Below are 21,719 nucleotides of genomic sequence, written 5' to 3' on the forward strand. Positions count from 1 at the left end.
ATTCGGGGGATACTCCCCTCCACACAAAACAGTGAAACATATTTCATGTGTTCCGGCAAGGGGCCCGTCGGTCCGGGAGGAAAGTTCCTCAGGCGGCGGTGCGTGCACCGGGGCGCCGGCGGTACAGCCACACCAGTCCCAGGATGGGCAGCAGCAGCGGAATGAAGGCATAGCCACGGCCGAACAGGGACCAGACGGTTTCATGCGGGAACTGGACGGGGTCGAAAAGGCTCAGGGCTCCCACCACCAGAACACCGAGCAGTTCAACCAGCACAGCGGCAACCGAAACCTTGAACCAGGTACTCCCGGCCTTGGCCAGCGAGATGGTTGCCACCACATACACGAGGGCTGCGAATGCGGAGAGCAGGTAAGCGAGCGGCGCCTCGGAGAACTTGGTGAGGATCTGGTAGCCCGCGCGCGCGGAGGCCGAGATCGCGAAGACGGCGTAGACGGCGATCAGCAGCCGGCCGGGGCCGGTGTTGCGGCTGTTGGACGGGCTGCTGCCCGCCTGGCTGTGCCCGGCGGCAGTGGTCTGCTGGTCTTTCACGTTGCGTGCTTCTTCCACTTCAGTACCAGATCTGGTTCATGCGGGCGGCCATGACCAGCGCGGTAACGCCGACGGCGGCCAGGACAAAGTTGCTCCACCTGGTCCGTTCCAGGATGGACCAGTACACGGCAGCCGGGGGCAGGAGCATGGCAGTCACCAGGTAGCCCCAGAACTCCCATGCCTCCCCGGCGATGGGTTCGCCGGCGACGACCCGGACGACCGATCCCACCAGGTAGACGAGGAGGGCGGCCTCCACCGCAGCCACGGACAGAATCGTGACGTCATTCGGGGCCTTCTTGAGGATGCCCGCTGCCAGGCACACCGCCGTGGAAAGGAGCCCCACCACCAGGATGATGTAGAAATACGCGTCCACCGTCAGCCTTCCGCCGTGTTGCCGGCTGAGGGTGCACCGTTGCCGGGCGCGAACACCAGCACGGGTTTGGCGAAGCTGCCCGCATCGGCCAGGAGTGCCACCAGGCTTCCGTCCGGCGCGAAGGCGGCTGCGGGGTGGTCGGCGGTGGCGGCATCGGGACTTCCAGGGGCGGCGCCGGCAGCGATGCGCCGGCCAAAGGAGATCTCGGTGGCTTCCTCGGCGCTGAGCTCGCGGTTGGGCATCAGCGCCCGCGCCGCCTGGGACATTTCCAGGACATTGAGCTCCTCGGCCAGCTGGTCCAGGGTGCGGGCCTGGTCCAGCGAGTAGGGCCCCACATGGGTCCTGCGGAGCGCGGTGAGGTGTCCGCCCACTCCCAGTGCATTGCCCAAGTCCCGGGCGAGGGCCCGGATGTAAGTCCCGGAGGAGCACTCCACGGTGACGTCCAGGTCCACCACGTCTGCCTCCGGGTCCCGCCGGATGGCGTGCACCTCGAACCGGTGGATGGTGACAGGGCGGGCGGCGAGCTTCACGTCCTCGCCTGACCGCACCCGCGCATAGGCGCGTTCCCCGTTGACCTTGATGGCGCTGACGCTGCTGGGCACCTGCTGGATGTCGCCGGTAAGGGCCGCCACGCCGTCGTACATTGCCTGCTCGCTGACCCCTGAGGTGCCGGCCGTGGCAGTGACTTCCCCTTCGGCGTCGTCCGTTACCGTGGACTGGCCCAGGCGGATGGTGGCGGTGTAGGTCTTGGACGTTCCCACGATGTAGGTCAGCAGCCGGGTTGCCTTGTTGATCCCCACCACCAGGACGCCGGTGGCCATGGGGTCAAGCGTTCCGGCGTGCCCTACTTTCCGGGTACCTGCGAGGCGCCGCATCCGGCCAACCACATCATGGCTGGTCCATCCCTGCGGCTTGTCCACTATCACCAGTCCAGAAAGCACGCCTCCCAGTATATCGGCGCCGGTCCCGGCCCCTGCCCACCCCGGGCCCATGCACTCGGGAGGTGGTTCCAGCGCCAGCTAGGATGGCAGGCATGCCTGAGCTTGCCGCCCATGTCCGCGACGTGCCCGTCAACCAGATCCGCGAAATCACCGAGGCCGCGTGGCGAACTCCTGGCGCCCTGGTGCTCAGCATCGGCGAGCCGGGTTTTCCGCTCCCCCGGCATGTGCTGGACGCCGGCATTGCCTGCCTGGACCGGGATGAGACCAACTACACGCCCAACGCCGGCCTTCCAGGGTTGCGCGAGGCGTTCGCGGCCCGATTCCGGGAGCAGCAGGGCATTGATGTTACCGCCGACCGGGTGTACGTGGTGGACGGGGCGCAGCAGGGCCTGCACTTTGCCATGAGCCTGCTGCTCTCCCCCGGCGACGAAATCCTGGTCCCGAACCCGGGCTATCCCACCTTTGCGATGACCGCCCGGCTGCTGAACGCCGTCCCTGTTGGCTACCCGCTCTACCCGGACCACGGATTCCAGCCGCGACCCGCGGACATCGAGGCGCTCGTCACTGACCGCACGCGGGTGCTGGTCCTGAACTCCCCTTCCAACCCGCTCGGCGCCGTGCTGGGCGAGGACTTGACCCGGGAACTAATGGAACTGGCCCGCCGTCATGATCTCTGGGTCATCTCCGATGAATGCTATGAAGCGTTTACCTACGATGTGCCGCACGTCAGCCCCGCAAAGTTCGACGGCGATACGCCGGGTGATGCGCGCGTTTTCACCTCGCTGACCTTGTCCAAGACCTACGGACTCACCGGGCTGCGCATCGGCGCACTGGTCTGCCCGCCAGGGATCAAGCAGAAGATGGACAACGTGATGGAGGCGATTGTCTCCTGCGTCGCCTCACCTTCCCAGTACGCTGCACTTGCTGCCCTGACCGGGCCGCAGGATTATGTGGAGCACGCGCACGGGCACTACCGGGCGAACCGCGATGCCGCGTCCGCCGTTCTTGACGCGAAGGGAATTCCTTACCTCAAAGCGCAAGGGGCCTTCTACCTGTGGGCGGATGTCTCCCATGCAACCGGCGGGGACGTCCGCAGCTGGGTGCGCCGGTTCCTCGCAGACTCGGGTGTTGCCCTGGCGCCGGGGACTGCCTTTGGTTCCATCGGTGAAGGGTGGGTCCGGGTGGCGTTGTGCGGGCGGCAGGAAGACCTGGTGGAGGGCCTGGGCAGGCTGCCGGAGAGGGTTGAATAAGCAGCTTTGGCGGGCCGCCGGGCCGGCCAGCCTGTGAGTGCCGGCAGGGCGGGCTAGTTTCCCCTTCCCGCCAGCGCACCGTCCAGCCATGAACGCAGTACCTCCGCGGGGGCTGCTCCTGCCTGGCGGGCTGCGACTTTTCCATCGACCATCACCATCAGGGTGGGAATCGCCTGTACGTCGAATCTCCGCGACAGGCCCGGAGACTTGTCCACGTCCACTTTGACGAGCTTGATCCGTCCGGGCCGTTCCCTGGCAATCTTGTCCAGCACCGGGCTGACCATGCGGCAGGGGCCGCACCAGGCAGCCCAGAAGTCGACCAGCACGGGAACGGGTGACTGCTCGGCGACGGCCGCGAAGTCACCGTCCGCTGCTGCCACAATCCATGGCAGGTCCGCTTTGCAGTTGCCGCAGCGCGGCCTGCCTGCCGCCTGGGCGGGGACCCTGTTGGTCTTTCCGCAGGCTGGACAGGTTGTGAGTGCCGGTTCCATTCCTAGTATTCCTTCCTGGCTGCAAAGTCTCCCCATGCCTGGAACGGCGCGTGCGACGACGGGATGTCGCTCCGTGTGACGGGCAACAGTTCCGGCCGGGTTCCGTCGAAGTATTCGTAGAAGACTGCGTCGTCGAACCCTGCTGCCGCGGCACCGTGGCGGTCGGCGGCAAAGTAGACGCGGTCGATCCTTGCCCACAGGGCGGACGCCAGGCACAGCGGGCAGGGCTCGCAGCTCGCGTAGAGAACCGCCCCCTGCAGGTCATAGTTGGCTGTTGCCGCGGCCGCGGCGCGGATGGCCACCACTTCGGCGTGCGCGGTGGGATCGTTGTCCAGGGTTACGCGGTTGACGCCTTCATGCACCCGCCCGTCGGCGGTCACCACCAGCGCACCGAATGGTCCCCCTCCTTCACTGACGTTCCGGGTAGCCAGCTCCACGGCCTGCTCGAGGTACTTCGCGGTGTGGTCGGTGTCATTCGGCTCGCTCATAGCTAGATCCTAGCCATGGGGCTGCCGTTAGGGGATGACATTAGGGGACGGATAGGGGGAAATCCTGGCGACATTCCAGGCATGCAGGAATACTCTGGCGCCGGGGGTGTCCGCATTTACAGCCTCCATGGGAGGCTCCATATCCGGCCCGTCGAGGGCGCCAACCCGGAGTACCCAATGAAAATTAAGTTTGCTCTCGCTGCAGGCCTCGCCGCTGCCGCGCTGGTTGTTCCTGCCGGTCCTGCAGGGGCAGGTTCCGATCCCGACCATGCGATGCCACGCACTTTGGCTGAGGGCTTGGCAGGGCCCCTCAGCCTGACCGTAACTTACGATGAGAAAACCGTCCTGGTGACCCAGAATTTCGCCGGCATCCTCAGCCGCGTCAACGGTGACGGGTCCACCACGCCCCTCTATCAAGGCGCAGAGGGCTGGGGCGTGGGAGGCGTTGAGACCCGGCACGGCACGAGGTACTTCCTGGAGAACGCGGGCGCCGGGGAGGGCGACCCGGCCGCCCTTAAAGGCTGGTTGAAGTCCCTGGAACCAGACGGCGACGTCCATGATCTTGCCGACCTCGCCAGCTACGAACGGGAAAAGAACCCGGACGGCGCCCAGCATTACGGCTTCGGATCCGAGGTCCCGGACGCATGCCTGGCCGAGTGGCCAGCGTTTCCGCTGGCCCGCTACCAGGGCGGCCTGGACTCGAATCCCTACGCGGTGGCCATAAGGGGCGATAAGGCGTACGTGGCGGATGCGGGAGCAAACGCAATCCTGGAAGTGGACATCGAAACAGGGGATGTTGACACGCTGGCAGTCCTGCCGCCCCGACCTGCGGTGATCCCTGCCGGGACCAGGATCCCCGTGGATATGGCGGGCAACACCGTGGAGGTTCCCGCGTGTGTTGTTGGGCACGAATACGCGTTTGAACCCGTACCGACGGATCTGGAGTTCGGACCGGATGGCCGGCTGTACGTCACCTCCCTTCCGGGCGGGCCGGAGGATCCTTCCCTGGGAGCCCGGGGAGCCATCTTCCGCGTGAACCCTTCGACCGGCAGCACGAAGGTGTGGGCGGAGGACCTGCTGAGCCCGACGGGCCTGGCAATCGCTGACGACGGCGACGTGTACGTGGCGTCCATGTTTGGCAACGAGATCATCGAGATCGATGATTCGGGCAGCCCCAGAAAGCAGTTCCTCGCGGTGGACGGGCCTGCGGCAGTGGAAGTCCGCGGACAGACGCTCTACGCCACGGTTGGGTTCAGTTTTGCCGATCCCACCCAAGGCAAGGTGATCAAAGCCGGCATCGGGTAGCGCCGGCTGTATTCGGGCAGCAAAATGCCCGGACCGCACGGGCGGTCCGGGCATTCGGCGTTACTGAAGGCTACTTGTTGCCGTCTTCGTCAAGGTCTTCATCGTCGCTGAGGTCAAGGTCCTCTTCGTCGAAGTCGTCCTCGTCGATATCCACCTCTGCCGCTACGTCGCTCTTGTACGGATCGGCATCGCCTGCGTGCTTGGCCTGGGCAGCCAGTGCGGCAACCTCAGCGTCACGCTTCTTCGCCTCGCGCAACAGCTCCTCGAGGTTGGAGGCAACCACGGGAATCTGGTCCGCAACGAATTCAAGGCTGGGAGTCAGCCGAACGGTAATGTTCCGGCCAACCTCCTGCCGAAGCACACCCTTGGCCTTCTCCAGTCCCTTGGCAGCATCAGCCTGCACGGCCTGGTCGCCAAAAACGGTGTAGTACACAGTGGCATGCTGCAAATCATTGGTCACCCGGGCATCGGTAACAGTAATGCCCTCCAGCCGGGGATCCTTAACCTTCCGGCCCAGGGCCTCAGCAACAACAACCTTAATCCGCTGCGCCAACTTGGCAGCACGTGCCGGATCAGCCATGAACAACTCCTATAAGAAGAAAAATTGGGACGTACAACGGCGCCCCAATGGACTGCGCGCACGTCTGGTTTTTGGCCACACACCCAACGTGAGTCACGAACGGACCCGTCGGAATTTTCCGGCGGCCTGGGAGTGGCATCGGGCCTACCGGAGCTGGGCGGCAAAGGATCGCAAGATCCGTTGCCGCCCAGCGTAGGGGCGGGGCCGCCGGAAAATTCCGACGCCACCCACCTAAACGAACACGTTAGACGCGCGGCTTCTCACGCATCTCGAAGGTCTCGATGATGTCGCCTTCGTTGATGTCGTTGTACGAGCCAAGGCCGATACCACACTCGAAGTCCGTGCGGACCTCGGTGGCGTCGTCCTTGAAGCGCTTGAGCGTCTCAACGGTGAGGTTGTCACCGATGATCTTGCCGTCGCGGCTGATGCGTGCCTTGGTGTTGCGGCGGATGATGCCCGAGCGGACGATCGAGCCTGCGATGTTTCCGAACTTGGAGGAGCGGAAGACTTCGCGGACCTCGGCGGTGCCAAGCTGGAATTCTTCGTATTCTGGCTTGAGCATGCCCTTGAGCGCCATCTCAATGTCATCAATTGCGGAGTAGATGACCGAGTAGAAGCGCATGTCCACGCCTTCGCGGTCTGCCAGTTCGGCAACGCGCTCGGCAGGCTTGACGTTGAAGCCGATGATAACGGCGCTGTCCACTGTTGCCAGGTTGACGTCGTTCTGCGTGATGGCACCAACACCGCGGTGGATGACGCGCAGCTGCACGCCTTCGCCGACGTCGATCTTGAGCAGGGCGTCCTCGAGGGCTTCCACGGCACCGGACACGTCACCCTTGAGGATGAGGTTGAGGGTGTCGATCTTGCCGTCGGCCACTGCCTGGTCGAAGTCCTCCAGGCTGATGCGCTTGCGGCGCTTGGCCAGGGCGGCGTTGCGGTCGGCTGCTTCACGCTTCTCGGCGATCTGGCGGGCGGTGCGCTCGTCAGCGGTCACGAAGAAGGTGTCGCCTGCACGCGGCACGTTGGACAGACCCAGCACCTGCACGGGGCGGGACGGGCCGGCCTCGGTCAGCGCGCTGCCGTCGTCGTCGAACATTGCACGGACGCGGCCGTGGGCCGTGCCTGCAACGATCGTGTCACCGACGCGCAAGGTACCGGACTGCACCAGGACGGTGGCAACCGCACCGCGGCCCTTGTCCAGGTTGGCTTCGATCGCGATACCGCGGGCGTCCTTGTTCGGGTTGGCGCGCATGTCCAGGGCAGCGTCTGCGGTCAGCAGGACAGCCTCGAGCAGCTCGTCGATGTTGAGGTTCTGGCGGGCAGAGACCTCTACGAACATGGTGTCGCCACCGTATTCTTCCGGAACCAGGCCGTACTCGGTCAGCTGGCCGCGGACCTTGTCCGGGTTGGCGCCTTCCTTATCGATCTTGTTCACGGCCACGACGATCGGCACGTTGGCCGCCTGTGCGTGGTTGAGGGCTTCAACGGTCTGCGGCATAACGCCGTCGTCCGCTGCGACCACCAGGATGGCGATGTCGGTGACCTTCGCACCACGGGCACGCATGGCGGTGAACGCCTCGTGGCCCGGGGTATCGATGAAGGTGATCTTGCGGTCGTCGCCTTCGTGGTTGTGCGTGACCTGGTAGGCACCGATGTGCTGCGTGATGCCGCCGTGCTCGCCGGCCATGACGTCGGACTTGCGGATGGCGTCGAGCAGGCGGGTCTTACCGTGGTCCACGTGGCCCATGACGGTGACAACCGGAGGACGTGCCTCGAGTTCTTCATCGCCTTCGGCTTCGAGCTCGGCATCGAAGTCGATGTCGAAGCCGGAGAGCAGCTCGCGCTCCTCGTCTTCCGGGGACACAACCTGGAGCTTGTACCCAAGCTCCTCGCCCAACAGGGCAAAGGTCTCTTCATCCAGCGACTGCGTGGCCGTGGCCATTTCACCGAGGTGGAAGAGGACGGTCACCAGTGCGGCGGGGTTTGCCTCGATCTTGTCGGCGAAGTCCGTGATGGACGAGCCGCGGCGCAGCCGGATGACGGTGTTGCCGTCGCCGCGGGGTACGCTCACGCCACCCAGCGACGGGGCACTCATCTGCTCAAGTTCCTGGCGCTTTGCACGCTTCGACTTGCGCTGCTTGCCACGACCGGCGCCGCCCTTGCCGAAGGCACCCTGGGTACCGCCGCGGCCGCGGCCGCCCTTGCCGAAGCCGCCGCCGGCGGGAGCACCGCCGCCGCCACCGGGACCACCGGTTCCGGGAGCGCCACCCGGGCGTCCGGGACCACGGCCGCCGGCACCGGGACGCCCTGCACCAGCGGGTGCGGGACGCTCAGTGCGGTTGGGCATCATGCCCGGGGTAGGACGGTTTCCACCAGCGCCACCGGGACGCGGTGCACCCGGACGGGGACCGCCGGCACCGGCTGCGGGACGGGGGCCGCCGGCACCTGCTGCCGGACGCGGACCGCCGGGACGGGGGCCGCCGGCACCTGCTGCGGGGCGCGGACCACCGGGACGGTCGCCGTCGGTGCGGCTTCCACCCGGGCGGGGCATGCCCTGCGAGGTGGCAAACGGGTTGTTGCCGGGACGGGGAGCACGCTCGCCGTCCCCGCCGCGGCCGCGGGGCATGCCCTGGGACGTGGCGAAGGGGTTGTTGCCCGGGCGGGGACCGCCGGGACGGGGAGCGGAGCCACCCTGCCCTGAGCCGCCGGAACGGGTAGGTGCAGCGGGTGTTTCAGCCTTGGGTGCCAGGCGTGCGCCGGGCTTCGCTCCGGTGGACGGAGCGGCCGGGGCCGGTGCAGCCGGAGCGGCGGGCGCGCTGGCAGCGGGCGCTGCCGGAGCAGCTGCCTGTGCCGGTGCTGCCGGGGCGGCAGGCGCGGGGGCCTCAGCCTTGGGGGCCGGGGCTTTCGGTGCTGCCGGACCGGGTGCGGGTGTTGAGGGACGCGCCTCTGCTGCCGGGGCGGGCGCCTTGGGCGCTGCTGCCGGTGCTGCAGCCTTGGGGGCGGCGTCGGGGAAGGCGTTGCGCAGCTTGCGCACAACGGGGGCCTCAATGGTTGAAGAGGCAGAGCGAACGAATTCGCCCAGTTCCTGCAGTTTTGTCACTGCATCTTTGGAAGTAATACCGAGCTCTTTGGCGAGCTCATGTACGCGGACCTTGGCCACATTTCTCCTGTCTCGGTCCGCACCGAGCCAGGCACGAACCGTCTACTTCTTACTGCGGGCCCAAGCCGCAAATGCTGCAGAAGGGCCCATTGCAGAGCGCAACAAAGTTGTCATCGTTGCGCACTCATCGCTGGGAACTCATCGGGTTTCCATCAGTTTTCTGACCCGCTTTCAGGTTGGACGGTTGGTGTTGCAGTTGCCGGAACGCGTGCAACGCTCGCGCCTGATGTGATCCGGCGTTCCACGGCGGCGGTACCGGCCGCTCCCCGCAGGGCGCGTCCGAATGCTCGCCGCTTTAACGCCAGAGCCAGGCACGATTCGCTGGGGTGCAGCCATGCACCCCGGCCAGCCATCCGGCGTCGTTCATCCACCAGGACAGCGTTTGATCCGCTGCCTTCGGCGACGAGCCGGAGTAACTCATTCCGCTTACCCTTCTTCCGGCATCCGATGCAGGTACGCTCAGGCTGATTCCCGCTTGCTACTGGCACGGTCATCTTCCTGACGTTCAAATCTGCTGGCCGCGGACGGCCCTCCTCCGCGTGAACGGAATGGGGCACGCCCAGGGCGCACGGCTGCCGGCCGTTAGGCGCGGTCTTTACTATTCTAGCCCCTCCCAGCCTTCCTGCCCGAAACTGCGCGGGCGATTCGAGGCCGGGAGGGCGTCAGAAACTGTTCAGTTGTCGCGGGCAGCCGCGGCGTCGGACACGATGTCGATCCGCCAGCCGGTGAGCTTGGCCGCCAGCCGGGCGTTCTGGCCCTCTTTGCCGATGGCCAGGGACAGCTGGTAGTCCGGGACTACAACGCGCGCTGACCGGGTGGCTTCATCGGTGATTGTGACCGAATTCACGCGCGACGGCGAGAGGGCGCTGGCGATGAAGGTGGCCGGATTCTCGCTGAAGTCGACGATGTCGATCTTTTCGTCATTGAGTTCGGTCATCACGGCGCGGACGCGGGACCCCATTTCGCCAATGCAGGCGCCCTTGGCGTTGATGCCGGGAACGTTTGCCTTGACTGCAATCTTGGTGCGGTGGCCGGCTTCGCGGGCCAGGGCAACGATCTCGACGGAGCGGTCGGCAATCTCGGGCACTTCCAGTTCGAAAAGCTTCCGAACGAGGCCCGGATGGGACCGGGACAGCGTGACGGACGGGCCTTTCGAACCGCGGTGGACGTCGATTACCAAAGCGCGCAGCCGGTTGCCGTGGATGTACTTTTCCCCGGGAACCTGCTCGGGCGGCGGCAGCAGCGCCTCCACGGAACCCAGGTTGACCTGGATCATGTGCGGATTGTTGCCCTGCTGGATGGTGCCGGACACCAGCTCGCCTTCACGGCCCTTGAACTCACCCAGGACGTTGTCGTCTTCAACGTCGCGCAGGCGCTGCAGGATGATCTGGCGTGCGGTGCTGGCGGCGATCCGGCCGAAGCCTTCAGGGGTGTGCTCGAACTCGCCGACGGGAGCGCCGTCGTCGTCAATCTCCACAGCCCAGATGGTCACGTGGCCGCTCTTGCGGTCCAGCTCGGCACGGGCCTTTTCGAAGGCGCCGGGAGACTTGTGATACGCCACCAGGAGCGCCTGCTCAATGGTGGGGATCAGGAGGTCCAGCGGGATTTCACGCTCACGCTCCAGAAGTCTCAGTGCGCTCATGTCAATATCCATCAGGCCTCCTCAGAAGGTCCATTGTGTTCAGGTTCCAGACCATCCCCGTTCAGGTGGCTGAATTCGATCTCGACTTTTCCGTTGCGGATCCTGTCGAAAGGAAGTTTTATGGGGTCGCCCTGCTTGGGCTTCATGCCCTTTTTTACGGCGATCTCGGGGACGATGGTTACGCCGCCACCGTCCACCGATGTGATCCGGCCCATGACGTTCTCGCCCTGGATAACGTTGATCCTGGCCATGCGGCCCTTGGCGCGGTGCCAGTGCCGCGGCTCCGTCAGGGGGCGCCCGACGCCGGGAGAGGACACCTCGAGGTCGTAGGGCCGCCCGTCGTCCGCGGGATCATTGTCCAGGACGTCGGAGAGGATCTTGGAGATGTCGGCGATGACGTCGAGGCTGACGCCGCCGGTTTCCTCCTGGGGAAGGTCCACCACGACGTGGACCACGCGGTGGGAACCGGCCACGATGGCCACGTCCTCCAGGTATAGGCGGTTCGCCTGCACCGCAGGTTCAAGGAGTGCGCGGAGCCGGTCAGCTTCCGGGTTGTGTGCGGGGGCGGCTTCAGCCTTACCCGTTCCGGTTTGGTCTGATGAAGCCGTGGCTTCTGCGTTGCTCACGATGCCGCGCCGCCTCCCTTATAGATGATGTTGTGTGTACTAGCGTAGCTATTTTACCGGTCCGGTGGGGCGGAGATTCCCCCGACGGCGTGACACCATGGTCTGTTGTGAAAGAAGACGATCCGGAAAACCGCCCAAAGCTGCGCTATTTCCGGTACGCCGTTGTTTCCTTCACAGCCCTGATTGTGCTCAGCCTCGGATTCTCGCTTGTTCCCGCTGATCCGCCGGAACCCGAGGATCCCCCGTTCTCCGAGCAGGCCAGGGTGGCTGCGCTGCAGGATGCCTTGGCCCTGCGCGCCGCGGCCGGGCGTCTATCCGCTGCCGGCGACGCGACTCCAGCCGCCGCGGGCATGTCTGTGACCTTGCTGACCCTGCAGGCCCGCGCCCTCCTCTCACCGGCGGATTCCTATCCGCCGGATGATGCATCAGCCTCTGCCACTCCCCTGCCGTCCGGGCCGCCGGCGGGGCCCTCGCCGACGCAGGAGCCCACCCCCGCAGGGCTGGCTTCGGCGTTGTCGGCCAGTGGTGTGCAACGCCTCACAGATGCGGCAGAGGCCGACGGCGGGATGGCGCGCCTGCTGGCCGGCGCCGGCACAGCCCAGCTGCTGGCGGCGGAGAACCTCGCCGCCGCAGCGGGAATCGCCCCGGAAACCCTTCCCCACGCCGGCGCAGCAGCGCCGCCCGCCGCCAGCCCGTCGGCGCCTGCACCCGATGCGACGGCATCGGCCTGCCCCTCCCCTTTTCCGGCGCCCGGTACTACAGGCCCCGGCGCCACAGCGGAACCCGGTGCTGCGGCAGGACAGGCCCCCGCAGGGCAAAACACCGCAGGACAGGTCGCTGCAGGACAAGACCTCTCAGGGCAAAACACCGCAGGACACGGCGCTGCAGGACAGGGACAAGCTGCCGCGGACACCCCAGCCGGGCTGGGCCTCGCACTGTCCGCGGCTGTGGCCGCCGGACAGCAGGGCACCTACGCCTACGAAGCGGCACTCCCCCGGCTGGGACCCGGCGATTCCCCGGCGGCGGAGGCCTTCCTCGGGCAACACCGGGAACTCGCGGCCGAGGCCGCGGCGTACGCCCGTGCCGTGTGCAGTGCCCCGCAGCCGCAGCAGCCCGGCTTCGTGCTGGGGCCGGACTTCCTCGCGGCGCCTGGCAACGGACTGGCCAGCCTGGAACTGGCATCCCTGCCTGCCTATGGTGACATCATTGCGCGGGCCGACGGCGGGCTGCGCGCCTGGGCGATCGCTGCCCTGCAGTCCGCCGCACGCCGCGCTGCACACTGGGACGGCGCTCTGGGGCCGATTCCCGGTGTCCTGCTTGACCAGGACCAGCTCCCGGAGCTTCCGGCCAGTCCCGTGTCCGCGCCCGCCGAAACCCCGGCCCGTGCGACGGTGACTCCCGCCCGACCGTGACTCCCGCCCGACCCTGGCTCCCGCCCGACCGTGACTCCCGCCCGACGGTGACTCCCGCGGCAGCGGCCACGGCCTGCCGGACCATGGCTCCTGCCCGGCCGTGACTCCCGCCTGCCGGTACCGCCTTCCGAGACTGGCTCAGCCGTCCTTATCGCCGGGCAGGCTGGCCTGGAGGGGCCCATGATGGTTTGCTGAAGGCATGGATGCACACGACCAGTCCCAGCCAGCAGGAACGGACGCTCCGAACCCGGGGTTGCGCCGCCATCTGGAGACCGAACCGCACGGCACGGACATTGCCCAGCGGCTGAACTGGCTCCGGGCCGGCGTCCTGGGCGCTAACGACGGCATCGTCTCCGTCGCGGCGATCGTGGTGGGCGTGGCTGGGGCTACCTCGGAAACGGGTCCCATCCTCGCCGCCGGCGCTGCCGGGCTGGTGGGCGGAGCGGTATCGATGGCACTCGGCGAGTACGTCTCCGTGAGCAGCCAAAGCGACAGCCAGCGGGCCCTGATCGAGAAGGAACGGCGGGAGCTGGCCGAGGAGCCGGAAGAGGAACTCGCCGAACTCGCCGCCATCTACGAAGCCAAGGGCCTGAGCCCGGAAACGGCCGGGAAGGTTGCTGAGGAGCTCACCGCCCACGATCCGCTGGCGGCGCACCTCTCCGCGGAACTCAACATCGATGAGACGGATATCGTGAGCCCCTGGCACGCGGCCTTCGCCTCCGCCGTGGCTTTTGTCATCGGCGCCATACTCCCGATGCTGGCGATCCTTCTCCCTCCGCCCGGAATCCGGGTTCCCCTGACCTTCGCCGCAGTCCTGGTGGCGCTGGCACTGACGGGAACGCTGGGCGCCTGGATCGGCGGTGGGTCGAAAACCCGGGCAGCGGTCCGGGTGGTGGTGGGCGGTGCCCTGGCGCTCGCTGCCACCTTCAGCATCGGCACCCTTCTCGGCGCGACAGGCGTGGTGTAGGCCTGCCTGCGGCACCTGGCTGGCCGGAAGCCAAACGCCAGGGCCCCGATGCACCTAGGCTGGAACCGATGAGCCAGCCAACGGCAGTACCAATCCCGCCGGACCTTTCCGGGCGCTACTCACGCACCACAGCAGGACGGGAGTGGCTCGCCTCCCTGCCCGGCATCATCTCCGGCCTGCTGGAGCGATGGCAGCTCGCACCGGAACTCGCCCCTGGCTCCCTCCCGTGGAACGGCCACGGAGCGGTAGTGGTGCCCGTGACCCGGAAGGACGGCCGGCCCGCGGCGCTCAAAATCGCGTTCCCGCACGACGAAGCACGTGGTGAGCGCCATGCGTTGGCCTTGTGGGGCGGGCACGGCGCCGTTGAACTGCTGGCAGCCGACGCCGGCACGTGCTCCATGCTCCTCGAAAGGCTCGACGCCGGGCACTCCCTGGCTACCGTCCCCCTGGCTGATGCCGCGGCAGTCTGGGGCGGGCTTGTCCGGCAGTTGAGCCTTGTTCCCGACGGCCGGCCGCAGTGGGGGGAATTCGAGCACATCGCTGCCCGCGCCGAGCAGTGGAGCGACGACCTTCCCGCGGACTGGGAACAGCTTGGCCGCCCCTTTCCACGGTGGCTGCTGGAAGCGGCGCTTGAGGTGTGCCAGACCCGCGGCGCGGTGGGGCGCCGCGCGGGCCGGGACGTCCTGGTCCACACCGACCTGCACTACCTCAACATCCTGGCCAGGCCGGATGCTGCGGCAAAAGCGGGGAAACCGGCGGCGGACGCGTTCGCCGCCATCGATCCGCAGCCCATGATCGGTGAGGCCGAGTTCGCGGTGGCGCCGCTGTTGTGGAACAGGCTGCAGGACCTCCCGCTGAACCATCCTGGAGCCGGCCTGCGGCAGCGCTGCACGGACTTCAGCTCCGCTGCCGGGCTTGACCCCGACGCCGCACGGGAGTGGGGCTTGGCCCGGGAAGTGGCAAACGCGCTGTGGTACGCCGGAATGCCGGGCCACCGCGGCGACCTGGCCCGGTCACTCTGGGTTGCCAGCACCCTTGCCGGCCGCACCCTCGAGGGACTGCCGCCGGCCCATGCGTTGCCGGAGCCCGGCCAGCCGTCCGTGGCCTGACGCCCGGATGGGCACGCTCTCCGCTGCACGCTGGGTGGCAGGGAACACGCAGCGGTCAGCCGGGGCGCGCGGCGGAGAGAGCGGCTTTGACGGCATCCACCGCGGTGCGGACTTCATCCTCCCTGGTGTGCCAGTTGCTGACCGAGACGCGCAGGATGTCCCGGTCCCGCCAGCGGGAGCCGGACATCCACACCCTGCCGTCCGCGATGATCCGCGCGGTCACGGCGCGGGTGGTCGCGTCGTCGCCGAATGCCAGGCACACCTGGGTGTAGCCGACGTCGTTCAGCACCTCCACGCCGTCCACCCCACCGAGGCCTGCTGCAATGTCCGCGGCAGCCGCAGCCATTCCCCGCACCTGCGCTGCCACGCCGTCGCTGCCGAGGCTCTTCAGCGCTGCCCATACCGGCACGCCGCGGGCGCGCCGCGACAGTTCGGGGACTTTCTCGAACGGGTCGCCGGGACCTTCGGCGTCGTGCACCAGGTAACTGGTGTGCAGGCCCATGGCGGAACGGAGGGCGGAAGCGTCCCCGACGATGGCTATGCCGCAGTCGTAGGGGACGTTGAGCGTCTTGTGGGCATCGGTGCCCCACGAATCGGCCTCCTCGTACCCCCGGGTGAGGCCGCGCAGTTCGGGCACGGCGGCTGCCCAGAGGCCGAAAGCGCCGTCGACGTGCACCCACGCGCCATGCTTGCGGGCAACGCCGATGGCTTCGGGGAAGGGATCAAAAGCACCGGAATGGAGGTTCCCTGCCTGCAGGCAGACCAGCGCCGGGCCCGAACCTTGGGCGAGTGCCGCGTCCAGGGCTTCGGGGATCAACCGTCCCTGGCTGTCGGCGTCCACCACCGTGGGCTTGCCCAGGCCCAAGTAGCGCAGGCCAAGATCCACGGTGTCGTGCCTTTCCCTTCCCACAAAGCAGCGGATCCGGGGAGCGCCAAACAGCCCATCACGGTCCAGGTCCCAACCTGCGTCGCTGAGAAGCCGCCACCGGGCAGCAGCCATCCCGGTGAAGTTGGCCATGGTGGCACCGGTCACGAAGCCGACGTCCGAACCCGGCGGCAGCCCCAGCAACTCGAGGAGCCAGGTGCCCGCGGCCTCCTCGAGGGCCGCCATGGCGGGTGCCCCATACCGAAGGCAGGCGTTCTGGTCCCAGGCGCTTACCAGCCAGTCCGAGGCCAGGGCGGCGGGCAGGCTTCCGCCGATCACCCAGCCGAAGAACCGGCCGGAGGGCATGGCCGTGAGCCCTGGTTCCGCCGTTGCGGCCAGGAGGTCAACTACCTCCTCGGCCGGCATTCCACCCCGGGGCAGCGGCCCGCCAAAAGCCTCTGCAAGATCGTGGGCTGCCGCCACCGGTCCCACCCGCCGGTCCGGAAGGCTGCCAAGCCAGGCTGTGGAGTGCCGGACCGCTGATGCCAGGGCCGGGGCGTACTCGTCGTCGCCGTGTGACATACCTGCATGCTACGCCTCAGCGCCAGCGCCCACGAGGCCCTGGTGGCGGGCAGGGTCAGGCGAAGTTTTCCTGCCAGACGTCGTAGCCGAGCTTGATGATGAGTGCCGAGACCACCAGCAGGAAGACCACCCGGACGAACCGGCTGCCCTGCTTCACGGCCGCCCTGGCTCCCAGGTAGCCGCCGGCCATGTTCGCCGCGCCCAGCAGCAGGCCCACGCCCCAGAGGATGGACCCGTGGGGCAGGAAGAACAGCAGCGCCCCGGCGTTGGTGGCCATGTTGACGATCTTGGCTTTGGCGCTGGCCTCGAGGAAGGCGTAACCCATGGCGGAGACCAGCGCAATGACCAGGAAGGAGCCCGTTCCCGGCCCGATAAGGCCGTCGTAAAACCCGATGACGGCTCCTATCAGGCAGGCCACCACATAGTGCCTGTGGCCGGCGTGGCGCAGTGCGGTGATGCCGCCGACGTCCGGCTTCAGGGCTGTGAAAAGCGCGACGGCGACCAGTGCCGTGACAATGACGGGTTTGAAGACGCTGGCGGGCAGGTTTGCCGCCAGGACGGCTCCGCCAAAGCTGCCTGCCAGGGCGATCACGGCCATGGGCAGCGCCGTCCTGAGATCGGGCCCCACCCGCCGGTAGTATGTGGCGGCGCTGGTGGCGGTGCCGAAAATGGATCCCATCTTGTTCGTGGCCAGCGCCTGGACGGGCGTGATCCCCGGGACCAGCAGCAGGGCCGGGAGCTGGATCAGCCCGCCCCCGCCCACCACTGCGTCAACCCATCCGGCGGCAAAACCGGCCAGGACGATCAAGAGGAGCGTTGTCAGCCCGAGGGATTCGAGTCCGAACTCCACCGTTGCGTCAGTTGGTGCGGACAGCGTTGACTACGTAGTCAACAGCCTTGTCCACCGCCACGTTCTCGGCCTCGCCGCTGCGGCGGTCCTTGATCTCCACAACGCCATCCACCAAGCCGCGGCCAACGGCAAGGATGGTGGGAACGCCCACCAGTTCCGCGTCCCCGAACTTGACCCCGGGCGATACCTTGGGGCGGTCATCGAGGAGGACGTCGAGCCCTGCTGCCTCGAGTTCGGCCGCCAGGCGCTCGGCGGTTGCGAAGATCTCCTCGCCCTTGCCAACCGCCACGACATGGACGTCTGCAGGGGCGACAGCCCGCGGCCAGACAAGCCCCCGGGCGTCGTGGTTCGACTCAGCCAGTGCTGCCACGGCGCGGGTGACGCCCACGCCGTAGGAGCCCATGGTGACGGTGACCTGTTTGCCGTTCTGGTCCAGGACCTTCAGTTCCAAGGCCTCTGCGTACTTGCGGCCAAGCTGGAAGATGTGCCCCATCTCGATGCCGCGGGCGGTCTCCAGCGGGCCGGAACCGTCCGGGGCGGGGTCGCCTTCGCGGACTTCAGTGCATTCGATGACACCGTCCCAGGCGAAGTCGCGTCCGGCCACCAGGCCGTATACGTGCTTGCCCGCCTGGTTGGCGCCGGTGATCCAGGAGGTGCCGCGGACCACGCGGGGGTCCACCAGGTACAGGAGCTTCGTTGCGCTTTCGGCGCCCAGCAGGGGCTCGTCCAGGGACAGGCCGGGGCCCAGGTAGCCCTTGACGATGAGCGGCTGCTTCTTGAGGTCGTCGTCATTGGCCGCTTCCAGGCCGATCTCGCCGCCCATGGGCAGGAACGAGCCGATGTTCGCCTCAACGCGCTTCAGGTCCACGCCGCGGTCGCCAGGAACGCCGATGACCACCAGCTGGCGCTCTCCAGTGGGCAGGGTGACGGCGAGCACCACATTCTTCAGGGTGTCGGCGGCAGTCCATGCACCGCCGTCGGACTCGCTGCGGGGCGCGATCTGGTTCGAGGCAGCCACGAGCGTGTCGATGGTGGGGGTGTCCGGGGTGTCGCGGACCTCGGCGGCGGGAGCCGCGCTGAAATCGATGTCCGCCGGGACAACCGTGGTGACGGCCTCAACATTCGCTGCGTAGCCGCCGGCGGAGCGCACGAACGTGTCCTCGCCGATGTCCGTGGGGTGCAGGAATTCCTCGCTTTTGGAGCCGCCCATGGCACCGGCGGTCGCGGTGACGGGAATGACTTCCAGGCCCAGGCGCTCGAAGATGCGCAGGTAGGCGCCGCGGTGGGCGGCGTAGCTGGCGTCGAGGCCGGCGTCGTCAACGTCGAAGGAGTAGGAGTCCTTCATGATGAATTCGCGTCCGCGCAGGAGGCCGGCGCGGGGCCGCGCCTCATCGCGGTACTTGTTCTGGATCTGGTAGAGGCTTAGCGGCAGGTCCTTGTAGGACGAATACAGGTCCTTGACCAGCAGGGTGAACATTTCCTCGTGGGTGGGGGCCAGCAGGTAGTCGGCGCCCTTGCGGTCCTGGAGCCGGAACAGGCCCTCGCCGTACTCGGTCCAGCGGTTGGTGGCCTCGTACGGTTCGCGGGGCAAGAGGGCCGGGAAGTGGACTTCCTGTGCCCCGATGCCGCCCATTTCCTCGCGGATGATGGCTTCCACTTTGCGCAGGACGCTCAATCCCAGCGGCAGCCAGGTGTAGATGCCCGGAGCGGCGCGGCGGATGTAGCCTGCGCGGACCAGCAGCCGGTGGCTGGCGACCTCGGCGTCGACGGGATCTTCACGCAGGGTGCGCAGGAACAGCTGGGACAGTCTTGTAACCACGGGTGGGTATCCGTTTCTGGGGAGGTGCTGGGGCAACAGCAAGCCGGGCGTTTCGTCTGGGTACTAATCTACCGGCTTGCGGGAGCCCCGAACGCAGTTGAGCCACGCCCGGACATGCAAAGCCCCTGGCCCCCCAAGAGGCTGGTCATCGCATCCGGGCGTGGCTCGACGCCGTTATCGCCCAAGTACTGGTGAGGACTGGTGAGACCGCCCACGCCACTCCAGCGCAGCTAGATCGAACCTATGTGATCCAGCGCACGATGACAAGTGCTTCTTGCATTCCTGACAGCCAGGATCCCGGTTGGGGCTTTCCGTCGCCTGGAAACTGTCCTAGAAGAGCACCGTCGCGAACGTCCCGACCTGGCTGAAGCCCACCCGCTCGTAGGTGGCGCGCGCACGGGTATTGAAACCGTTGACGTAGAGGCTGGTGACGGGCGCGAAATTCCGCGCCTGCTCCACCACGGACGCCATGTACCCGGCGCTGAGGCCCTGGCCGCGGTACAGCGGGTTCATCCAGACACCCTGGATCTGCGTGACGTCGGAGGTGACCGCACCGAGTTCGGCCTTGAACACCACCTCGCGAGCTTCGTTCAGGTGCACCAGGGAGTGGCCCTGCCGGATGAGCCCCTCCACGCGGCGGCTGTAGAACTCCCTGCCGCCCAGGAAGGGCGAGTACCCCACTTCTTCCTCGAACATGGCGGCGCAGGCCGGCAGGATGCGGTCGAAGTCCGCGAGATTACCGAGGGCCAGCCCCGGATTCGGCTCCACTGAGGGCGGTTCACTGATGGTCATCAAAGGCTGGTCGGGACGCACTTCATGGGCCCGGTGCCCCAGTTCAACCAGTTCGGCATGCAGGGCCAGCACGGCAGCGGCCGGCCCGAAGGCGGACGCATAGCGGCGTCCGGATCTGTGGGCCGCCGCGGCCACCAGTCCAGCCAGGGTGGGATCCAGCTGGACGGGCACCAGGTTGGCCCCCGCCCAGCAGGCACCTGCCAGGACGCCGTCGTCGAACACGCCCAGGACGCCGGCACCGCCGCTGGTGGGGGCGGCGGTGCCGGTGGCGCGCAAATGCGCGAGGATAAAGACGTTGGCGACCGGGTCACGCTTCGCCAGGAGCACAAGGGCGGCGGTGTCGTCCCCGTCAAGGGTGCGGACGGAGATCCCCGGCGGGTCGGGGATCTCCTTACGAGACGCTAACCACGGGGCTACCCTTGACAGCATCTTCGCCATCGGCCTCCCCCATCTCTTCCGCGATACGCATGGCCTCTTCGATCAGTGTCTCAACAATCTGGCTCTCGGGGACAGTCTTGATGACCTCTCCCTTCACAAAGATCTGGCCCTTGCCGTTACCGGAGGCAACGCCGAGATCGGCTTCGCGGGCTTCACCGGGCCCGTTCACCACGCAGCCCATGACCGCGACGCGCAGCGGAATCTCCATTCCTTCCAGCCCGGCAGTGACCTGCTCGGCAAGGGTGTACACATCCACCTGGGCGCGGCCGCAGGAGGGGCAGGAGACGATTTCGAGCTTGCGGGGACGCAGGTTGAGGGACTGCAGGATCTGGTTTCCGACCTTGATTTCCTCCACCGGCGGGGCCGACAGGGAAACCCGGATGGTGTCGCCGATGCCCTTGGACAGGAGCGCGCCAAAGGCCGTGGCCGACTTGATGGTTCCCTGGAACGCGGGGCCGGCCTCGGTAACGCCGAGGTGCAGGGGCCAGTCGCCTTTTTCCGCCAGCATCTCGTAGGCCGCCACCATAATGACTGGGTCATTGTGCTTGACCGAGATCTTGAAGTCGTGGAAGCCGTGCTCCTCGAAGAGGGACGCTTCCCAGACGGCGGATTCCACCAGGGCTTCAGGGGTTGCCTTGCCGTACTTCTTGAGGATGCCCGGCTCCAGGGATCCGGCGTTGACACCGATGCGGATGGACGTGCCGTGATCGCGCGCCGCAGCGGCGATCTCCTTGACCTGGTCGTCGAACTTGCGGATATTGCCGGGATTCACGCGGACCGCTGCGCAGCCGGCCTCAATCGCCGCGAAGACGTATTTGGGCTGGAAGTGGATGTCCGCAATGACCGGGATCTGCGACTTCCGCGCGATGATCGGCAGCGCCTCGGCGTCATCGGCGGACGGGCAGGCCACGCGCACAATGTCGCAGCCGGACGCCGTCAGTTCGGCGATCTGCTGCAGCGTGGCGTTGATGTCCGTGGTGGGCGTGGTGGTCATGGACTGCACGCTGATGGGCGAGTCCGATCCAACACCCACGGAACCGACTTTGATCTGCCGGGTCTTGCGGCGGGGGGCAAGGACGGGTGGCGGTGCTGAGGGCATTCCCAGGCTGACCGAGGTCACGAGGACTCCTAGAGATTGAAAGCGGGAGGAGGCTTAGGCGGCGAGGCCGGCAAGCACGCCGATGATGGGTGACCACTCCGTGATGCGGGTCCCGGCGATGACTCCGGCAGCGGCGAAGGGATCCTGCTTGAGGATCGAGTTGAGGGCGGCCTCGTCTGCTGCCTTGAAAATCAGCAGCGCGCCGGCCCCGTCACCGTAGGGTCCGCTGGCAAGGACGGCACCGTCCTCCGCGAGGCCCGAGAGCCATTCGCGGTGCGCTGCCCGGGCGGCGTTGCGGTCTTCTGTGGAATCGGCGGCATAAACGTACTCAACGGCAAAAACTGTCATACCGCTACCCTATCTCCCTGCCTGCCTTCGCACCC

At 67.1% G+C, this 21,719-nt stretch carries 21 protein-coding genes; 5 read left to right on the forward strand and 16 right to left on the reverse strand.

Annotated features, from left to right (window positions below; translation table 11 throughout):
* Positions 1-88: 88 nt before the first annotated feature.
* The 3 genes from ACIQF4_RS15075 to truB are packed head-to-tail and all read right to left on the reverse strand — an operon-like array spanning position 89 to position 1,861.
* Positions 89-547 (reverse strand): hypothetical protein, encoded by a 459-nt coding sequence (locus ACIQF4_RS15075; RefSeq protein WP_400516490.1) that lies wholly within the window; start codon positions 545-547, stop codon positions 89-91.
* Between the two features lie 19 nt (positions 548-566).
* Positions 567-920, reverse strand: coding sequence for a hypothetical protein (locus ACIQF4_RS15080; protein WP_231457777.1), 354 nt, complete (start codon positions 918-920; stop codon positions 567-569).
* 2 nt (positions 921-922) lie between these two features.
* Positions 923-1,861, reverse strand: coding sequence for a tRNA pseudouridine(55) synthase TruB (gene truB, locus ACIQF4_RS15085; RefSeq protein WP_400516489.1), 939 nt, complete (start codon positions 1,859-1,861; stop codon positions 923-925).
* A 92-nt stretch (positions 1,862-1,953) separates the two neighbouring features.
* Between truB and ACIQF4_RS15090 the strand changes: the two genes are divergently transcribed.
* Entirely contained in the window at positions 1,954-3,111 is a 1,158-nt protein-coding gene (locus ACIQF4_RS15090; protein ID WP_400516488.1) for a pyridoxal phosphate-dependent aminotransferase, read from the forward strand.
* Positions 3,112-3,164: 53 nt separating this feature from the next.
* Here ACIQF4_RS15090 and trxA read toward each other — a convergent pair whose 3' ends face one another.
* A complete protein-coding gene (gene trxA / locus ACIQF4_RS15095; RefSeq protein ID WP_400516487.1) occupies positions 3,165-3,602 on the reverse strand; it encodes a thioredoxin in 438 nt (145 codons plus the stop codon).
* Positions 3,603-3,604: 2 nt separating this feature from the next.
* Positions 3,605-4,090, reverse strand: a complete 486-nt coding sequence (locus ACIQF4_RS15100; protein ID WP_400516486.1) for a nucleoside deaminase — start codon at positions 4,088-4,090, stop codon at positions 3,605-3,607.
* A 177-nt stretch (positions 4,091-4,267) separates the two neighbouring features.
* On the opposite strand from ACIQF4_RS15100, the gene ACIQF4_RS15105 reads away from it, so the two are divergent.
* Positions 4,268-5,395: a ScyD/ScyE family protein gene (locus ACIQF4_RS15105; protein WP_400516485.1), complete on the forward strand. Its 1,128-nt coding sequence runs from the start codon at positions 4,268-4,270 to the stop codon at positions 5,393-5,395.
* Positions 5,396-5,465: 70 nt separating this feature from the next.
* Here the strand turns inward: ACIQF4_RS15105 and rbfA are convergent, their stop codons facing one another.
* From rbfA to rimP, 5 genes are all read right to left on the reverse strand, one after another.
* Positions 5,466-5,975, reverse strand: a complete 510-nt coding sequence (gene rbfA / locus ACIQF4_RS15110) for a 30S ribosome-binding factor RbfA (protein ID WP_231457771.1) — start codon at positions 5,973-5,975, stop codon at positions 5,466-5,468.
* Positions 5,976-6,219: 244 nt separating this feature from the next.
* Positions 6,220-9,135, reverse strand: coding sequence for a translation initiation factor IF-2 (gene infB / locus ACIQF4_RS15115; protein WP_400516484.1), 2,916 nt, complete (start codon positions 9,133-9,135; stop codon positions 6,220-6,222).
* A gap of 152 nt (positions 9,136-9,287) precedes the next feature.
* Positions 9,288-9,629 (reverse strand): YlxR family protein, encoded by a 342-nt coding sequence (locus ACIQF4_RS15120; protein WP_400516483.1) that lies wholly within the window; start codon positions 9,627-9,629, stop codon positions 9,288-9,290.
* Between the two features lie 179 nt (positions 9,630-9,808).
* A complete protein-coding gene (nusA, locus tag ACIQF4_RS15125) occupies positions 9,809-10,789 on the reverse strand; it encodes a transcription termination factor NusA (protein ID WP_350004674.1) in 981 nt (326 codons plus the stop codon).
* Positions 10,789-11,403 carry a ribosome maturation factor RimP gene (rimP, locus tag ACIQF4_RS15130; RefSeq protein WP_400516481.1) on the reverse strand — a complete coding sequence of 205 codons (615 nt, stop codon included), beginning with the start codon at positions 11,401-11,403 and terminating at the stop codon, positions 10,789-10,791. Before rimP ends, nusA begins: the two co-directional genes overlap by 1 nt.
* A 107-nt stretch (positions 11,404-11,510) precedes the next feature.
* Here rimP and ACIQF4_RS15135 point away from each other — a divergent pair, with 107 nt between their 5' ends.
* The 3 genes from ACIQF4_RS15135 to ACIQF4_RS15145 all read left to right on the forward strand — a co-directional run bounded on the left by ACIQF4_RS15135 (position 11,511) and on the right by ACIQF4_RS15145 (position 14,891).
* Positions 11,511-12,815, forward strand: coding sequence for a DUF4439 domain-containing protein (locus ACIQF4_RS15135; protein WP_400516480.1), 1,305 nt, complete (start codon positions 11,511-11,513; stop codon positions 12,813-12,815).
* A gap of 199 nt (positions 12,816-13,014) precedes the next feature.
* Positions 13,015-13,782: a VIT1/CCC1 transporter family protein gene (locus ACIQF4_RS15140; protein ID WP_400516479.1), complete on the forward strand. Its 768-nt coding sequence runs from the start codon at positions 13,015-13,017 to the stop codon at positions 13,780-13,782.
* Between the two features lie 68 nt (positions 13,783-13,850).
* Positions 13,851-14,891, forward strand: a complete 1,041-nt coding sequence (locus ACIQF4_RS15145) for an aminoglycoside phosphotransferase family protein (protein WP_400516477.1) — start codon at positions 13,851-13,853, stop codon at positions 14,889-14,891.
* Positions 14,892-14,946: 55 nt separating this feature from the next.
* Here the strand turns inward: ACIQF4_RS15145 and ACIQF4_RS15150 are convergent, their stop codons facing one another.
* From ACIQF4_RS15150 to ACIQF4_RS15175, 6 genes are all read right to left on the reverse strand, one after another.
* Positions 14,947-16,338, reverse strand: a complete 1,392-nt coding sequence (locus tag ACIQF4_RS15150; RefSeq protein WP_400516475.1) for a pyridoxal phosphate-dependent decarboxylase family protein — start codon at positions 16,336-16,338, stop codon at positions 14,947-14,949.
* Positions 16,339-16,393: 55 nt separating this feature from the next.
* The gene (locus ACIQF4_RS15155) at positions 16,394-17,188 is read right to left on the reverse strand and encodes a sulfite exporter TauE/SafE family protein (RefSeq protein WP_400516474.1); all 795 of its coding nucleotides are present in this window, start codon (positions 17,186-17,188) and stop codon (positions 16,394-16,396) included.
* A 7-nt stretch (positions 17,189-17,195) separates the two neighbouring features.
* The gene (locus tag ACIQF4_RS15160; RefSeq protein WP_400516473.1) at positions 17,196-19,007 is read right to left on the reverse strand and encodes a proline--tRNA ligase; all 1,812 of its coding nucleotides are present in this window, start codon (positions 19,005-19,007) and stop codon (positions 17,196-17,198) included.
* A 330-nt stretch (positions 19,008-19,337) separates the two neighbouring features.
* Positions 19,338-20,228 carry a GNAT family N-acetyltransferase gene (locus tag ACIQF4_RS15165; protein ID WP_400516559.1) on the reverse strand — a complete coding sequence of 297 codons (891 nt, stop codon included), beginning with the start codon at positions 20,226-20,228 and terminating at the stop codon, positions 19,338-19,340.
* Complete coding sequence (gene ispG / locus ACIQF4_RS15170; RefSeq protein ID WP_066274770.1) at positions 20,191-21,357, reverse strand: flavodoxin-dependent (E)-4-hydroxy-3-methylbut-2-enyl-diphosphate synthase; 1,167 nt, start codon at positions 21,355-21,357, stop codon at positions 20,191-20,193. The genes ACIQF4_RS15165 and ispG overlap by 38 nt, the downstream gene beginning before the upstream one ends.
* A 33-nt stretch (positions 21,358-21,390) precedes the next feature.
* Positions 21,391-21,684 carry a YciI family protein gene (locus ACIQF4_RS15175; RefSeq protein ID WP_400516472.1) on the reverse strand — a complete coding sequence of 98 codons (294 nt, stop codon included), beginning with the start codon at positions 21,682-21,684 and terminating at the stop codon, positions 21,391-21,393.
* Between the last annotated feature and the right edge of the window lie 35 nt (positions 21,685-21,719).

It is taken from the genome of Pseudarthrobacter sp. NPDC092202, from assembly GCF_044755505.1.
Lineage (GTDB): Bacteria > Actinomycetota > Actinomycetes > Actinomycetales > Micrococcaceae > Arthrobacter.

Coding starts and splice junctions, on each gene's coding strand:
- ACIQF4_RS15120 (WP_400516483.1), bottom strand. CDS start 9,629: ATGACCGTGCCAGTAGCAAGCGGGAATCAGCCTGAGCGTACCTGCATC.
- ACIQF4_RS15150 (WP_400516475.1), bottom strand. CDS start 16,338: ATGTCACACGGCGACGACGAGTACGCCCCGGCCCTGGCATCAGCGGTC.
- ACIQF4_RS15140 (WP_400516479.1), top strand. CDS start 13,015: ATGGATGCACACGACCAGTCCCAGCCAGCAGGAACGGACGCTCCGAAC.
- nusA (WP_350004674.1), bottom strand. CDS start 10,789: ATGGATATTGACATGAGCGCACTGAGACTTCTGGAGCGTGAGCGTGAA.
- ACIQF4_RS15090 (WP_400516488.1), top strand. CDS start 1,954: ATGCCTGAGCTTGCCGCCCATGTCCGCGACGTGCCCGTCAACCAGATC.
- ACIQF4_RS15175 (WP_400516472.1), bottom strand. CDS start 21,684: ATGACAGTTTTTGCCGTTGAGTACGTTTATGCCGCCGATTCCACAGAA.
- ACIQF4_RS15100 (WP_400516486.1), bottom strand. CDS start 4,090: ATGAGCGAGCCGAATGACACCGACCACACCGCGAAGTACCTCGAGCAG.
- trxA (WP_400516487.1), bottom strand. CDS start 3,602: ATGGAACCGGCACTCACAACCTGTCCAGCCTGCGGAAAGACCAACAGG.
- ACIQF4_RS15105 (WP_400516485.1), top strand. CDS start 4,268: ATGAAAATTAAGTTTGCTCTCGCTGCAGGCCTCGCCGCTGCCGCGCTG.
- ACIQF4_RS15145 (WP_400516477.1), top strand. CDS start 13,851: ATGAGCCAGCCAACGGCAGTACCAATCCCGCCGGACCTTTCCGGGCGC.
- ACIQF4_RS15165 (WP_400516559.1), bottom strand. CDS start 20,228: ATGCTGTCAAGGGTAGCCCCGTGGTTAGCGTCTCGTAAGGAGATCCCC.
- rbfA (WP_231457771.1), bottom strand. CDS start 5,975: ATGGCTGATCCGGCACGTGCTGCCAAGTTGGCGCAGCGGATTAAGGTT.